Annotated in this window: 14 protein-coding genes; 6 read left to right on the top strand and 8 right to left on the bottom strand. The window is 36.0% G+C overall.

Annotated features, from left to right (window positions below; translation table 11 throughout):
* Positions 1 to 149: 149 nt before the first annotated feature.
* From ACT9TX_RS03955 to ACT9TX_RS03920, 8 genes are all read right to left on the bottom strand, one after another.
* Positions 150 to 437 (bottom strand): hypothetical protein, encoded by a 288-nt coding sequence (locus tag ACT9TX_RS03955; RefSeq protein WP_481336909.1) that lies wholly within the window; start codon positions 435 to 437, stop codon positions 150 to 152.
* Complete coding sequence (locus ACT9TX_RS03950; RefSeq protein WP_481336908.1) at positions 430 to 831, bottom strand: hypothetical protein; 402 nt, start codon at positions 829 to 831, stop codon at positions 430 to 432. The genes ACT9TX_RS03955 and ACT9TX_RS03950 overlap by 8 nt, the downstream gene beginning before the upstream one ends.
* Before the next feature lie 232 nt (positions 832 to 1,063).
* Positions 1,064 to 2,641 (bottom strand): F0F1 ATP synthase subunit alpha, encoded by a 1,578-nt coding sequence (gene atpA / locus ACT9TX_RS03945; protein WP_481336907.1) that lies wholly within the window; start codon positions 2,639 to 2,641, stop codon positions 1,064 to 1,066.
* A gap of 112 nt (positions 2,642 to 2,753) precedes the next feature.
* Positions 2,754 to 3,314, bottom strand: a complete 561-nt coding sequence (gene atpH, locus ACT9TX_RS03940) for an ATP synthase F1 subunit delta (protein ID WP_481336906.1) — start codon at positions 3,312 to 3,314, stop codon at positions 2,754 to 2,756.
* Positions 3,315 to 3,397: 83 nt separating this feature from the next.
* Positions 3,398 to 3,907, bottom strand: coding sequence for a F0F1 ATP synthase subunit B (atpF, locus tag ACT9TX_RS03935; RefSeq protein WP_481336905.1), 510 nt, complete (start codon positions 3,905 to 3,907; stop codon positions 3,398 to 3,400).
* Positions 3,908 to 4,014: 107 nt separating this feature from the next.
* Complete coding sequence (atpE, locus tag ACT9TX_RS03930) at positions 4,015 to 4,227, bottom strand: ATP synthase F0 subunit C (RefSeq protein ID WP_379012132.1); 213 nt, start codon at positions 4,225 to 4,227, stop codon at positions 4,015 to 4,017.
* A gap of 37 nt (positions 4,228 to 4,264) precedes the next feature.
* On the bottom strand, positions 4,265 to 5,374 hold the full coding sequence (gene atpB, locus ACT9TX_RS03925; protein WP_481336904.1) for a F0F1 ATP synthase subunit A: 1,110 nt from the start codon (positions 5,372 to 5,374) through the stop codon (positions 4,265 to 4,267).
* Between the two features lie 247 nt (positions 5,375 to 5,621).
* A complete protein-coding gene (locus ACT9TX_RS03920) occupies positions 5,622 to 7,451 on the bottom strand; it encodes an ABC transporter ATP-binding protein (RefSeq protein WP_481336903.1) in 1,830 nt (609 codons plus the stop codon).
* 134 nt (positions 7,452 to 7,585) lie between these two features.
* Here ACT9TX_RS03920 and ACT9TX_RS03915 point away from each other — a divergent pair, with 134 nt between their 5' ends.
* From ACT9TX_RS03915 to ACT9TX_RS03890, 6 genes are all read left to right on the top strand, one after another.
* Positions 7,586 to 9,841, top strand: a complete 2,256-nt coding sequence (locus ACT9TX_RS03915; protein WP_481336902.1) for a RelA/SpoT family protein — start codon at positions 7,586 to 7,588, stop codon at positions 9,839 to 9,841.
* A 63-nt stretch (positions 9,842 to 9,904) separates the two neighbouring features.
* Positions 9,905 to 11,125, top strand: coding sequence for a hypothetical protein (locus ACT9TX_RS03910; protein ID WP_481336901.1), 1,221 nt, complete (start codon positions 9,905 to 9,907; stop codon positions 11,123 to 11,125).
* A 369-nt stretch (positions 11,126 to 11,494) separates the two neighbouring features.
* Positions 11,495 to 12,199: a hypothetical protein gene (locus tag ACT9TX_RS03905; protein WP_481336900.1), complete on the top strand. Its 705-nt coding sequence runs from the start codon at positions 11,495 to 11,497 to the stop codon at positions 12,197 to 12,199.
* A 165-nt stretch (positions 12,200 to 12,364) separates the two neighbouring features.
* Positions 12,365 to 13,627: an adenylosuccinate synthase gene (locus tag ACT9TX_RS03900; protein WP_481336899.1), complete on the top strand. Its 1,263-nt coding sequence runs from the start codon at positions 12,365 to 12,367 to the stop codon at positions 13,625 to 13,627.
* A 131-nt stretch (positions 13,628 to 13,758) separates the two neighbouring features.
* Positions 13,759 to 14,202: a hypothetical protein gene (locus ACT9TX_RS03895; RefSeq protein WP_481336898.1), complete on the top strand. Its 444-nt coding sequence runs from the start codon at positions 13,759 to 13,761 to the stop codon at positions 14,200 to 14,202.
* 29 nt (positions 14,203 to 14,231) lie between these two features.
* Positions 14,232 to 15,527, top strand: a complete 1,296-nt coding sequence (locus tag ACT9TX_RS03890) for an anthranilate synthase component I family protein (protein ID WP_481336897.1) — start codon at positions 14,232 to 14,234, stop codon at positions 15,525 to 15,527.
* The last annotated feature ends 13 nt before the right edge of the window (positions 15,528 to 15,540 follow it).

The following is a 15,540-nucleotide window of genomic DNA, read 5'->3' as shown; positions in this document are numbered from 1 at the left end:
ATTGTTTACTGTCAGTCAAAAGCTGAAATTGATATTAAATAATAGGAGAGTTAGATTGGGGTATTTCAGGCTCGAGCGTATTTCAGAACATTGAGTATTTTACAAAAATCACTCTTTAAAATAAGTGAGAGTCTGTTATAAATTTTGGTTTATTGACTTAAATAAGCACCTTCTTTCCAGTTTTTGTTAGCTTCAAACCATTCTAACAAAGCCCCCATAAACCCAAATCTCGCTGCAAGACAAGTGGCTTGTTCGTAACATACTTTAGCCGGGGATAATTCTCTTATTCGTATAGTTCTCTTATGAATAGCTTTATTACCTTTAAGTACAAAAGTTTTGGTCTGTCCTACTGAAAAGTAGCCTTCAAACTTTCCTGTATCTTTTAAATGCTGTTCAATAAAAGAAAAATCAACTGATGGATAAAATGGGTCAGGCATATTCTGATTCTTCTGCGATTTCTAATTTAGGATTAATATAACTATCACCTGTTTGTAAAAGTCTATCCAAAAGTTCATCAGTTTCTGACACACAAAAACCTAAAATATGATTTCCATTTTGGTCAACTTGTTTCCAACCAAGTGCTTGCAATTCTTTTTCAATGCCTTCGCCAAATTTTTCAGAGGCAATACAGAAAGATTGAATTGCCTCTTTTATTGCAAACTCAGCATCTTTTTCATCGTTTGCAATGGTATCTATATTAAGTAATGGCAATTGTACGTGAATATTTCCGTCAAATTCAGATTCTTTGCTCCAAACAGGCATCGAAACTGAAATTGAAGCAAGTTTATTGTTTGCCCTTGTAATTTCAATATTTGCTTCTATAGTGTTCATTGTTGTGATTTGCTTTCAAAGTGCAATTTAGGCATCAAAAATGATACTTAGCAAATTATAATTTACTTTTTAGTAAATTTTCAGTTACAATTCAATCGCAGCATTACAGAACGTACAAGGACGCAACTAAAGCAACATAGTAGTAATACAACTGGTCAACAAAAAAATAACCCTTGAATGCAAAACAGCCTCGAAAATTTCGAGGCTGTTTTATAATATCAATCTTAAAAGACTATTTATACTGAGGGAATAAGCTTTTTGCTAATTCTACCATTTTGTTTAAGCTATCGTCGTTTAATTGACCTTTCTTAAACTCAGCTAATACGTCTGGTAATTTATTTTCCATTTCCATTAAGAAATGTGCTTCAAAATCTTTTACTTTTTTAACAGCAACGTCTTTTAATAAACCTTGTGTACCTAAGTAAATAATAGCAACTTGTTTCTCTACGGTAAATGGTGTGTATTGTGCTTGTTTTAATATTTCTACGTTTCTAGCACCTTTATCAATTACGTTTTTAGTAGCAGCATCTAAGTCACCACCAAATTTAGAGAAGGCTTCAAGTTCTCGGTACAATGCTTGGTCAAGTTTTAAAGTACCAGATACTTTTTTCATTGACTTAATTTGTGCACTACCACCCACACGGCTTACGGAAATACCTACGTTAATAGCAGGACGAATACCAGCATTGAACAAGTTACCTTCTAAGAATATCTGACCATCGGTAATAGAGATAACGTTAGTAGGGATGTATGCAGATACGTCACCAGCTTGTGTTTCAATGATTGGTAAAGCTGTTAAACTACCACCACCTTTTACTAAATGCTTAATAGAAGCTGGTAAATCGTTCATTTGACTAGCCACGTCGTCATTAGCAATCACTTTTGCAGCTCTTTCTAATAAACGACTGTGTAGATAGAATACGTCACCTGGATAAGCCTCACGACCTGGTGGACGACGTAATAATAAACTCACCTCACGGTAAGCTACCGCTTGTTTAGATAAATCATCAAATACGATTAATGCAGGACGACCGGTATCACGGAAGAACTCACCAATAGCTGCACCAGCAAATGGCGCATAGAACTGTAAAGGCGCAGGATCGCTAGCAGAAGCACACACAATAGTTGTGTAAGCCATAGCACCGTTATCATTCAATGTTTTCATTACACCAGCAACAGTAGATGCTTTTTGACCAACCGCTACGTAAATACAGTATACTGGTTTGCCAGCATCGTAAAACTCTTTTTGGTTGATGATGGTATCAATACAAATAGCAGTTTTACCAGTTTGACGGTCACCAATTACCAACTCACGTTGACCACGACCTACAGGAATCATCGCATCAATCGCTTTAATACCAGTTTGAAGTGGTTCTTTTACTGGCTCACGATAGATAACACCTGGTGCTTTACGCTCAAGTGGCATCTCGTACAAGTCGCCAGTAATAGGGCCTTTACCATCAATTGGTTCACCCAATGTATTAATTACACGTCCTACAACACCCTCACCTACTTTAATAGAGGCAATTTGGCCAGTACGTTTAACTTTTGCACCTTCTTTAATGTCTGCACTTTCACCCATCAATACTACACCCACATTGTCTTCCTCAAGGTTCAAGGCAATGGCTTTAACACCATTTTCAAATTCTACTAGCTCACCACTGCGTACACCATTTAGGCCATACACACGGGCAATACCATCACCCACTTGAAGCACCGTGCCTACTTCTTCCAAATCAGCAGAAGCATTAAAATTGCTTAGTTGTTGCCTCAAAATCGCTGAAATTTCATCCGGCTTAATTGCTACCATATTATTTGAGAGTTTAAAATTTTCTTGTTTTTATTTTTTGTTACCAGCTTTTGTACATCTATTTAGCTTCGTTGCGTCGCACACTGCAACGCTTAGATACTTTATGCAGCTATTAAATAGCAGGCACATAATGGTTTTTCAGAAACTGTTTTTTTACGTCGTTTAAATCACGCAAAATACTTGCATCAACCAATTTATTGTCAAATTCAAGTACAAAACCACCAATCAATTTGTCGTTTACTTTAGCTTCTAATTCTACAGAGCCAGATGACTGTGTATTGTTCACCTTAGCTTGAATGCTTTGTTTCAACTCATCGCTAATAGCTACCGCAGTAGTTAAAGTAACGGTGCGAATACCTTTAATATCGTTGTACTGACCAATAAAAGCATTTGCAATTTCATACAAATCAGATTCGCGACCTTTAGTAACCAATAACTTAATAAAAGCTGTTGTTAGTTCACTCACGTTGCTATCTGTAACCGCAGAAATAATTGCTTCTTTTTTATCAGCCTTGATAATAGGGCTTACTAAAACTGCAACAAACTCACTGCTAGCTTTACAAACAGCCTGTAAATATTTCATATCAGCATATACCACTTCTAGTTGACTTCTTTCTACAGAAAGGTCAACTAAACTTTTGGCATATCTTGCTGCTAAACGTGGATTAGGCATACCCCAAACCCCTAAAGGGGCATTTTGTTTTTAAGTGAAAATATTATTAACCGCTTTCCTAGTTCCCCTTTAGGGGTTAGGGGCTAATTAAGTTTTACTACTTCGGCTAATTGCTGAATATAACTTTCTTGTTCAGCTTTGTTGGCTAATTCTCTTCTTAAAATCTTCTCACTCACTTCAATTACCAAAGCACCTACTTGATTTTTAACATCAGTTAGAGCAGCATTTTTTTGTTGCAAAATAGCTTGTTGTGCATCTGCAATAATTTTATCGTACTCAGCTTTTGCTTTATCTTTTGCTTCAGCAATCATTTTATCAGAAGCAGCTTTTGCTTCTTTAATCACAACTGCTCTTTCTTCACGAGCTTGATTCATCATCACCTCGTTCTCGTTTTTCAAGCTAGCCATTTCAGCTTTCATCTTATCAGCTTGCAACAAAGCGTCAGCAATACCAGACTCACGTTCGCTAATAGCAGCCATAATTGGCTTCCAAGCAAACTTGCTTAACAAGAACAATAATACTAAAAAGGCTACAGTACTCCATATTACTAAACCAATATCTGGCAATACTAATGGATTAATTTCTAAAAACATGCGTTAGTTATTTTGTCTTAACAATCATCTTACAAAAAATTAAGAAAGCCCATTGCCCTTTGCGTTGGGCTTTCTTAAAACCATTGTGCTTAGCGCACAAATTAGTACTAGCCATTACCCAAAAGGGCAACAACCACAGCAAATAGAGATACCGCCTCTACCAATGCAGCAGCGATAATCATACTTGTACGAATATCGTTTGCAGCTTCTGGTTGACGAGCAATACCTTCAACAGCACCTTTACCAATTTGGCCGATACCAATACCAGCACCTATTGCAGCTAAACCTGCACCTAGTGCAGCAATACTTCCTCCTAACATGTTGTAGAGTTTTTGATGATTAAAAAAAGGTTATTTATTAATGATGTGCTTCATGATGATGGTGCTCTTCAATAGCTGAACCAATATACAACGAAGCTAATAATGTAAAAATAAAGGCTTGTAGAAACGCAACTAACAATTCAATAGCACCAATAAACACTGCAAATGGTACAGCTACTGCGGCTGTAGCAACAGATTTAAAGATGAAGATTAAACATATTAAACTTAATACAAGAATGTGACCTGCTGTAATGTTCGCAAACAAACGAATCATTAAAGAGATAGGTTTTGTAAATACACCAATCAACTCAATAGGTAATAAGAAAATTTTCATTGGTACTGGTACACCCGGCATCCAAAAAATGTGTTTCCAGTAATCTTTATTACCATTAATATTTACAATAATCAAAGTAAAAAATGCCAATGTAAAAGTGAATGCAATATTGCCACTCACGTTAGCCGCACCAGGGAAAATAGGTATCAAACCAAGCAAGTTATTAATCAATATAAAAAAGAAGATAGTTAGTAAGAAAGGCATAAACTTAGCATACTTAGCACCAATATTTGGCTTTGCAACATCATCTCTTACAAATAAAATTAATGGCTCTATGAATGATTGTAAGCCTTTAGGTGCAGAAGTAACCCCTGTTTTTTTGTAAGCAGACGCTACAGATAAAAACACCAATAGTAATAGTGTTACAGAAAGTAGCATAGAAGCTACGTTTTTAGTAATTGACAGATCATATAAACCTTTAGTAGCAACTTCATCAATACTACCAGCAGCATCTACAATTTTAATTTTTCCTTCAAATAATTTGTAGCTGTTTTTACTTGCAAATACAACTGGTTCGTGATGTTCGTTTATTAAATGTGCAGAACTAAATACATCTATACCACTTTGTGTAAATAGAATAACTGGCAGAGGCACAGTTGTGTGACCAATGATATGCCAACCGTGTTCATCTTTAATGTGATCAAGAATAGTTTCAGTAACGTTAAATTTTTCTTCGCCTTCTTTTTTCTCAACATGGTGTTCGTCAGCAGCAGCATTATGAAGAGTATCATTTGCAAAAGCAGACACAGTTAAAAATGATAAAATAATGCTGAAAGCCCCTGCCAATAAAGTTTTCATGATTTTCGACGCCATATCTATTCTCAAATTTGCGGCGAAGATAAGGGGATACTGACAAAAAATTGAACCAAAGAGAGTCAAAAGTGGAAAAAAGTTATTTAACAATTGTACATATCCTCAATGAAGACATTTAATCACGTAAGACTCTGAATTAAATCGATAATTATTTGCGTTAGATAATATTTTAACATATTAATTTAGGTTGTTTCAAAGTCGAATACACTGTGACAAGTTAATGAATCCAGCGCCAGATTTTATACTTTTATCCAACAAGATTCTGCTGCTTATCATAGCTCATTTCGTGCAATTTACTATAAAATCCGCCCAATGCCAATAGCTCATCATGATTACCAATTTCTTTTATCTCACCCTTATCTAACACAATAATCTTATTTGCCTTGCGAATGGTTGACAATCTATGTGCAATTACAATGGATGTTCTATCAGCTATCAATGTATCTATAGCTTTTTGTATCAGCAGTTCGCTTTCAGTATCAATAGAAGAAGTGGCTTCATCTAAAATTAATATCGCAGGATTGTATAATAACGCCCTTGCAAAAGAGATTAATTGCCTTTGCCCCAAACTCAAGGTACTACCTCTTTCCATCACATTATAATCATAATCACCTGGTAATTGTATGATAAAGTCATGTAAGTCTATCATTTTACAAGCATCAATTGCTGCTTGCTTAGAAATCAATGGGTTTCTTAAAGTGATGTTATCAAGCACCGAACCTGAAAACAAAAACACATCTTGCAACACCACACCAATGCTACTTCTCAACTTCTCTATTGGATAGTTCTCTGTGTTAATACCATCAATACTAATAGCACCTTTTTGTATATGATACAACCTATTTAATAAGCTAATAATAGATGTTTTACCACTACCAGTATGCCCTACCAAAGCCACGGTTTCTCCAGCTTTTACATCAAACGAAATATCTTTTAGTACATAATGTTCCTCATTGTAGGCAAACCAAACCTTATCAAAACTTATCTGTCCTTGAATTGGTTCTAAAGGCTGTCGACCATTGGTCGTAGTCTGTGGGCTTTCTACCAACATATCTTCATTATCCAATACCTTAAACACACGTTCAGCAGCAATCATTCCCATTTGTATCACGTTAAATTTATCTGCTATTACACGTAATGGGCGAAATATTTGATTAAGATATAAAATAAAAGCCACCAATAAACCTGCATCTAACTTTTTATCAGCCACCCACCAAACTAGTAAGCCAGTACTTATGGCTAATACCAATTCTACCACAGGAAAAAATACGCTGTAAGCAAAAATGGCTTTAATGTTTGCGTTGCGATGTTGCTTATTAATCTCATTAAACTTTGCCAATTCTCTGTCTTCGGCAGCAAAAGCTTGCACAATATGCATACCTGTTAAATGTTCTTGCACAAAAGCATTGAGCGCAGCAACCGCATTACGTACACTCATAAAACTTTTGTTCACACTTTCTTTAAAGTAGTAAGTAGCCACAATCAGAAAAGGAAAAGGAATTAAACTTACCAATGTTACTCGCCAATCCATCCAAATCATAGTGGCAAGCGTAATAATAATGGTGAGTAAATCGGCCACAATTGGTATTAACCCATCGCTAAAAATATCGTTAATGCTTTCTATATCGTTGATGGTTCTTGTGGTAAGCGTGCCAATTGGCGTTTTATCAAATTGGCTTAAATTTAAACTCACCACTTTTTCGTACACCGTTACACGTAAATCTTTTACCACATTTTGCCCAAGCCACGATGTAATAAATGTAAATGCAAAGCGCACAGCAGATTCTACCAACAAGAATACAATCTGAAAAATGGTGATATTAACAATAAATCTAAAAATATCATTACTGTTTTTTAATAAGATAATTTGTTGAATCCAATGAGGTATGGGCAAATTATTGTGGATAGATTTATTAACCGTTAGTTGAATTAAGTAAGGGCGAACTGGCGCAAAAATAGCCATTACAATGGCTAGTGTTAAACTAGCAATAAAGAAGTTTCTGTATGGTTTTACAAAATGAAACACACGTTTCATTAAAAATAAATCAAGCGCTTTTTTTTTCGATGTATCACTCATAATATTGACAAATGTAACAGCATTGGTAAGTTATAGTTTGTTATTACTGGAAATTTATAAGACCTATGCAGCCAAAAAATTTACTGTTAACTCTTACTTAATAGTCAGCCCTTATTGTCTTATATTCGTTATCTATGATTGAAGCGCAACAAATAGTAGAATCAGCAGCACAGCCAAAGTATAATCTCACGCCTGAACAAGAGAAAAAAGAAATTCTTCGCCATTATCGTGCTCTTTTGCGCAGCTTACGCCCAAAAATTAAAAAAGGCGATAGAGAACTGGTACGTACCGCTTTTGAAATGGCGGTAGAAGCCCATAAAACCATGCGCCGAAAAAGTGGTGAGCCTTACATTCTTCACCCATTGGCAGTAGCCATGATTTGCGTTGAAGAAATTGGCCTTGGTGTGCGCAGTACCATTTGCGCATTACTACACGATACTGTTGAAGATACTGACGTTACGCTTGATGACATTACGAGAGAATTTGGTTCTGAAATAGCCAAAATTGTAGACGGGCTTACCAAGATATCTAATATTGTAGATACCAATACAAGTCAACAAGCTGAGAACTTTAAAAAGATTTTATTAACCCTTACAGACGACCCAAGGGTAATATTAATAAAACTAGCCGACCGCTTGCACAACATGCGTACGCTAGACAGCATGAAGAAAGAAAAGCAATTGAAAATTGCTTCAGAAACGGTTTGGGTATACGCACCGCTAGCGCACAGAATGGGCTTATATAGCATTAAAACCGAGCTAGAAGATTTATCAATGAAGTATTTGGAAACAGATGCTTACAAAGAGATTGCAAAAAAGCTATCTGACACCAAACGAGAAAGAACCAGGTATATTAATGAGTTTATCCGTCCATTAAAAGAAAAACTAGCTGCTACAGGTTTCAACTTTGAAATTTATGGCAGACCCAAAAGCATCCATTCTATTTGGAATAAAATAAAGAAGAAAGGCGTATCATTTGAAGAAGTGTACGACCTCTTTGCAATACGTGTAATACTAGATGCGCCAGCAGAAAAAGAAAAAGAACAATGCTGGAAAGTGTACTCGATGATTACCGATGAATACACCCCTAGCCCTGAACGCTTACGTGACTGGCTAAGTAACCCAAAAAGTAATGGTTACGAAGCTTTGCACACCACAGTAATGGGCCCGCAGGGCAAATGGGTAGAAGTACAAATACGCACCAAGCGTATGAATGAAATTGCAGAAAAAGGTTTGGCTGCGCACTACAAATACAAAGAAGGTAGCAGCGACGAAGACCGTTTTGACAAATGGTTTGGGCAAATAAGAGAAGTATTGTCACAAGAAGATACAGACAGTGTTAACTTTTTGCACGACTTTAAAACCTCATTTTTAGCCGAAGAAATTTACGTGTACACACCAAAAGGCGAAGTAAAAATGTTGCCAAAAGGTAGTACAGCTTTAGACTTTGCATTTGCGGTTCACAGTGCTGTGGGGGCTAAATGTATTGGTGCTAAAGTGCATCACAAACTAGTGCCTATAAGCCACAAACTACGCAGTGGCGATCAAATTGAAATTATTACAAGCAACAAGCAAAAACCAAGTGAAGACTGGTTAAACATTGTTGTTACCGCCAAGGCAAAAGCCAAGATTAAAGATAGCCTACGTGAGGAAAAACGTAAGATTGCAGAAGATGGCAAATACATTTTGCAACGCAAGCTAGAAGGTATGGGCGCAGCTTATAGCCAATACAATATTGATGAATTAATGAGCTTTTACAAGCTCTCATCGCAGCTTGATTTGTTTTACAATATTGCTGTAAAAGCCAATGACCTAAAAGAACTGAAAGAGTTTCATGTACTAGGTGATAAACTAGAACTACCAAAGCCAAAAGTAGTAGTACATGAAGTAGCGGTAGAACCTCAAAAGCACTATAGCAAGAAAGAAAGCGAGCTCATCATTTTTGGCGAAAGCAGCGATAAAATTATGTACTCGCTAGCCAAGTGTTGCAGCCCTATACCAGGTGATGCCGTATTTGGTTTTGTAAGCACTGGTAAAGGTTTAATTATCCATAGAACCAACTGCCCTAATGCCACACAATTAATGGCTAATTACGGCCATAGAGTGGTAAAAACAAAGTGGGCAAAAAACAAAGAAATCTCTTTCTTAACAGGCTTGCGCATTATTGGTGTAGATGATGTGGGTGTGATTCATAAAATTACCAACATTATTAGTGGCGAGCTCAGTATTAATATTGCTGCCCTTACGATAGAAAGTGGTGAAGGTATTTTTGAAGGTACTGTAAAAGTATTTGTACACGATAAAGAAGAACTAGAAGAACTTGTAGCAAGGCTTAAAGAACTAAACGGTATTCAAAGAGTAGATAGATTTGATACAGAGGAAGGGAAATAAAAATGCCATGTATCAAAATATTATCCAATTAATTTCCACAAATTAACACGATTTAAGCATCTCATGGAAATAGATTACACACAGACTTTTAAGGGCTTCATTAATAGGTTTGACGTAGAAAAGAGTTACGGATACATAGAAACCCCATCACATGGATCATTTTTCTTTTTTATTGACACAACTATTTACAGGAATAAAAAAGAGTTAAACGAAGCTCATAAATTCAGAGCAGGCGATGAAGTAGAATTTAAAGTCAAAAAATATACCGATGGCTCCAACAAAGCCTACGATTTAAGATTCATTCAAAATACTAGAAGAGATAAAATAATTAATGAAGCTATAGAATTCAATACCCTAAAAGGATATTTAAAAAAAGTAGAAAATAAATACTTTGTTAAGCATTTAGAAACCTATATTTTTATTCCTCTTGCAATAAGTGAATGGGAAACCGATTTGGATATAATTTATGATGACAGAATTAATACTCTTGTCCTATTCGAAATACACAATATAAAAAAGCCGACACAAATTTTTGCAACACTTAAGGATAGAGTTCTAAAGCCAGAATTTAGACTACTTACAGAAATTAAAGAGGCTAATGCAACAACAATGGCTTGTGTTACTGGTAAGAACGAATTTGGACTGTTTGCTACTATTTTCAATAGTACAATGAAAGCATTTATACGTCTTGTAGATGCGGGAGAAATTTTAGAATATGGCAATTCAAAAAAAGGGGATGTCGTAGAAGTTAGAGTATCAAGTTTATCACCTGAAAGCAAAATCGTAATTTTAAAAATTGTTCCTAAAAAAGTTGACCAAACAATAGTTACTGAACGTACATTCCAATTTAAGCTTGAGCATTTTGGGACAAGCGTAGTTGAGAAAAAAACAAAAACAATCATTGAACGCACACATGGCTTAGTCGTTAATGAGTTAGCAAATGAGTTGTCGAAAATGGGACATTTGATTGGTAATGATGGCAATAGGGACTTGATAATACGTGATGGAACAAATAACTTAAAGTGTATTTTCGAAATAAAAACTAGCATTAATTCTCAAAGTATTTATGCAGCAGTCGGTCAATTATTAATGTACAGCATAAACATAGAGACACTTACTGAGCCAGGATTATTTATTGTTCTACCAGACCTATTAAATGACTCCGTACTAGGAAAACTACGTGACTTAAAAATAGAACCAATTTATTATTCTTGGCATGAGAAGCTGCCCATTTTTCACAATCTTGATAAAATACTTAAAAAAGTTTTTAGGGGTGGCACTTAGATTATTTTATGTGAATGAAATAATCTTTTCGCAATCAATTGATGTCTCTCAAACACGAATAATAAACCAGTCTTTCCATTTTACCGATAGTACAATCTACTCAACCCTACCCTCATAATTCCAATACAAGCCCTCTTTTGCCTCACCACGGTATTCTTAATTGAATTGTTACAGCTGCGTTGCATTAACAAACCATTTGTAATGCCATTATCAAAGCACTGTGGCTGCCACATTATCATTGTAATTACATTACAAGATAGGTGTTGCGTTTATAAATGTTAATGTATTAAAAAATATAGAACATGCGCATTTACACATACTATATTATTCGTACATTCAAGCATCAATTAACCACAAAAATTGTATTGTATGAAAACTGTAAAACTATTTAGCCCCGATGCTACACCATCAACTGGCGGTACACCTACAACTTCAGGTACATCTGCCACCAACATTCCTAAAAAAGACATCGATTTTTTAGCAACTATGGAAGCCGTAGCAGCCAAATGGGCACTAAACCCTACACTTACCTTGCTTTGGGTAACGCAAGCTAGTTTTGCTACCAATGTGCAAGCCTACCGCACGGCATTAACCACTCGTAATAGCACAGGTAGTAACCGCCCTGCAATTACTAAAGCCTTACGCACACTAGACAAAAAAGTAGATGAAGCGGTTACAGAAGTAAAAGTGTACATACAAAAGAAGTTTAAAAAAGCCAATGCCATACCACAGTTTAGCCGTTATGGCATTACCAAGCAAGCCAATGTATACCAACTACCTAGAGACCACAACGAGCGCCTTGCAGCATTTGCACTAATGCTTACTGCTATTGCTGCCGATGGATTTGATAATGAAGAATATGGCAAAACATTTTGGACCAGCATTACTGCCGAATACAAAACCACGCTAGATGCAGCTAACGCAACTGATGGCACAGTAAGTACCAATGTGGCTACAAAAAATGAACTAAGAAAGCAATTAAACAAAGTATCTGTAGCATTATTACTGCTATTAAAAGCTAATTACCCAGATACCTATGCAGGTGTGTATAGAGATTGGGGCTGGAAGAAATAATGTACTAAATACACGATAACTACACTTACTAAATCCTTGAAAGCCATTTACTACTTTCAAGGATTTTTTTTACCAATGGTGAAAACTTTTGTAAAAAAATAAAATGCCTACATCAAACGCAATTACAAAAACCCAACACTTACATTTGCGGCTCAATAACAAATTATGGTTGATGTAATTCTTGGTTTGCAATGGGGTGATGAAGGAAAAGGTAAAATAGTTGACTTTTTTGCTCCTAACTACGATGTAGTTGCACGTTTTCAGGGTGGCCCAAATGCTGGACACACATTGTACGTAGGCGATAAAAAAGTGGTGCTACACCAAATTCCTTCTGGTATTTTTCACCAAAATACTACTAATATTATTGGTGGTGGTGTGGTACTAGACCCAGTAACACTTAAACGTGAGTGCGATGTGGTGGCTTCTTTTGGTATAGATGTAAAAAAGAACCTTTTTATAAGCGAACGTACCAATATTATTGTGCCTACGCACCGTGCTTTAGATAAAGCAAGTGAGTTATCTAAAGGCGATAGCAAAATTGGTTCTACGTTAAAAGGTATTGGCCCTGCTTATATGGATAAAACAGGTCGTAATGCCATTCGTGTAGGCGATTTGTTAGATAAAAGTTTTACTTCTCAGTACATAAAACTGCGTTTAAAACACCAAAAACTACTAGATAATTTTCATTTTATTGAAGATATTTCTACCTGGGAAGATGAATTTTTTGAAGCGCTAGAGTTTTTAAGAACGTTGAACGTTGTTAACAGCGAATACTTCATTAACAATCAAATTACAGCTGGTAAAAAAGTACTAGCCGAAGGTGCACAAGGCAGTATGCTAGATATTGATTTTGGAACTTTCCCATTTGTAACTTCTTCAAATACTATTTCAGCAGGTGTTTGTACAGGTTTAGGTGTATCGCCTAAAAAAATTAACGAAGTATTAGGTGTAACCAAAGCTTACTGTACAAGAGTTGGTAGTGGCCCTTTTCCTACAGAATTATTTGATGAAAAAGGCGAAGAATTACGCAAACTAGGTAGCGAATTTGGTGCTACAACAGGCCGCCCACGTAGATGTGGCTGGATAGATTTAGTAGCTTTAAAATATACTTGCATGATTAATGGTGTTACCAAAATCATCATGACTAAAGCGGACATTTTAGATAGTTTTGAAGAACTACAAGCTTGCACAGCTTACACTATTGATGGTAAGCAAACGCAAGAAGTGCCATTCGCAATATCTAAGGTTAAAATAGATCCAGTATTGGAATCTCATGCAGGCTGGCATTGCGATACATCATCTATTAAAGAAGCAGCAAATTTGCCTCAAAACATGTCTAGCTACATTAGTTTTATAAACAGTTATGTAGGTGCACCTGTTAAGTATGTGAGTAATGGCCCTGGTAGAGAGCAAATTGTAGCATTGTAATTAAATTGTCATGTAGAGGAAGGAAGAATCTAATCAAACCGATGAGATTCTTCCTTCGTCAGAATGACAAAAATATATTTGGTTAATTAAAATTTCAGTTGAAAATTTACTCTATAAAATCTTATTAGAACATGGCAATTAAATCTGATAAGGATGCAAAATCCACAGCAAAGAAGACACCAGTAGCAAGTACTACACCTAAAGCATCATCAAAAAGTAAAAAACAATTAGAAGACGATGAAGATGATGACGACGATTTTGATGATGAAGATGTAAAACCAGCAAAAAAGGGTGCTAAAGCTTCGTCTAAAAAAAGTGATGATGATGACGACGATGATGACGATGTAGAAGAAAAAGAAGACGATTGGAACAAAAGTGATGATGATGATTGGGATCCAGATTTTGATGAATTTGATATTCCAAAGTCTAAAGGTGGTGCCGCTAAAAAACCAGCAGCTGGTGGTAAAAAAGCAAAAGACGATGATGAAGACTTTAAGTTGGATGAAGACTTTAAAGAGTTTGATTTGTTTGATACCAAAGGCGGAGGTTTCGACGATGAAGATGATGACTTTTAATCATCGTTACTAAACGCACCCATTTATTTGTGCAAAGAGCTATAGACACATTTTTAATACACGATTTTTCTACAACAAAGCAACAGCTATTGCATTGGGCTAACCAATACAATAGCTGTTCTTTTTTAGACAATCACCAATACACATCGCTACACCATAGCGTAGAATGTTTGGTGGCCGTAGGTGAAGTAACTCGCTTCTCGCCTACTAGCAATCATCAAAGTGCATTAGCCAGTTTTTTACACCAAACCAACGATTGGTTATTTGGGCATATTAGCTACGATTATCACAGCGTTTTACAGCAATTATTAGGGCAGCAAAAGCATGATAACATTGGCTTTCAGCCAATTTATTTCTACCAACCAGAAATAGTGCTCCAACTATCTGCAACTGAATTAAAGATTGAAAGTTTAACGAAAACACCGCTTTCTATTTTTAAAGAAATAGCAGCAACACAAACCACAGAACAAAAAACACAGAACCAAGAACTAGCCATACAAGCACGTGTGAGCAAAGCAGATTACTTGCAAACTATCCAAAATCTTCAGCAACATATTTTACGTGGTGATTGCTATGAAATCAACTACTGTCAAGAATTTTATGTAGAAAATGCAATCATAGAACCGCTTGCCATTTACCAACAACTAACAGCGATTTCGCCTAATCCTTTTGCCAGCTATTACAAGCTAAACGATAAGTATTTGCTGTGCGCAAGCCCTGAACGTTATTTAAAAAAGCAAAGAAATCGACTAATTTCTCAGCCTATAAAAGGTACTTTTAAAAGAAATCTAAAAAATACTGAAGCAGATAATGCACTTAAGCAACAGTTATTTACTAGCCATAAAGACCGCACAGAAAATGTAATGGTGGTAGATTTGGTACGTAACGATTTAAGTCGCATTTGTAAAGAAGGTAGTGTACAGGTAGAAGAATTATTTGGCATTTACACTTACCCACAAGTACATCAAATGATTTCTACCATTGTTGGTGAAATCGATAGCACAACAGGCCTTGCAGATATTTTACAAGCCACTTTTCCTATGGGCAGCATGACAGGCGCACCCAAACAAAAAGTGATGCAATTAATCAACCAATACGAACCAAGCAGTAGAGGGCTGTATTCAGGTGCAGTTGGTTACATTACCCCAAACAAAGACTTCGATTTTAATGTGATCATCAGAAGTATTTTGTACAATGCTTCAAGCCAATATTTATCGTACCAAGTAGGCGGTGGCATTACGTTTAACAGCATTGCTGAACAAGAATATGAAGAATGTTTGTTAAAGGCAGAAGCGATAAGGAAAGTGTTAACCGCTGATGAATAATGATGGTCAATGA

It is taken from the genome of Parasediminibacterium sp. HNIBRBA5674, from assembly GCF_056745525.1.
The sequence above is the reverse complement of the archived record's forward strand: the minus strand, read 5'-3'. Positions and strand labels throughout refer to the sequence as shown.

Excerpts from the sequence above, each read along its gene's own strand:
- ACT9TX_RS03955 (WP_481336909.1), bottom strand. The coding sequence starts at position 437 with ATGCCTGACCCATTTTATCCATCAGTTGATTTTTCTTTTATTGAACAG.
- atpA (WP_481336907.1), bottom strand. The coding sequence starts at position 2,641 with ATGGTAGCAATTAAGCCGGATGAAATTTCAGCGATTTTGAGGCAACAA.
- atpE (WP_379012132.1), bottom strand. The coding sequence starts at position 4,227 with ATGTTAGGAGGAAGTATTGCTGCACTAGGTGCAGGTTTAGCTGCAATA.
- ACT9TX_RS03920 (WP_481336903.1), bottom strand. The coding sequence starts at position 7,451 with ATGAGTGATACATCGAAAAAAAAAGCGCTTGATTTATTTTTAATGAAA.
- atpF (WP_481336905.1), bottom strand. The coding sequence starts at position 3,907 with ATGTTTTTAGAAATTAATCCATTAGTATTGCCAGATATTGGTTTAGTA.
- ACT9TX_RS03900 (WP_481336899.1), top strand. The coding sequence starts at position 12,365 with ATGGTTGATGTAATTCTTGGTTTGCAATGGGGTGATGAAGGAAAAGGT.
- ACT9TX_RS03915 (WP_481336902.1), top strand. The coding sequence starts at position 7,586 with ATGATTGAAGCGCAACAAATAGTAGAATCAGCAGCACAGCCAAAGTAT.
- ACT9TX_RS03905 (WP_481336900.1), top strand. The coding sequence starts at position 11,495 with ATGAAAACTGTAAAACTATTTAGCCCCGATGCTACACCATCAACTGGC.
- ACT9TX_RS03950 (WP_481336908.1), bottom strand. The coding sequence starts at position 831 with ATGAACACTATAGAAGCAAATATTGAAATTACAAGGGCAAACAATAAA.
- ACT9TX_RS03910 (WP_481336901.1), top strand. The coding sequence starts at position 9,905 with ATGGAAATAGATTACACACAGACTTTTAAGGGCTTCATTAATAGGTTT.
- ACT9TX_RS03895 (WP_481336898.1), top strand. The coding sequence starts at position 13,759 with ATGGCAATTAAATCTGATAAGGATGCAAAATCCACAGCAAAGAAGACA.
- atpB (WP_481336904.1), bottom strand. The coding sequence starts at position 5,374 with ATGGCGTCGAAAATCATGAAAACTTTATTGGCAGGGGCTTTCAGCATT.
- atpH (WP_481336906.1), bottom strand. The coding sequence starts at position 3,314 with ATGCCTAATCCACGTTTAGCAGCAAGATATGCCAAAAGTTTAGTTGAC.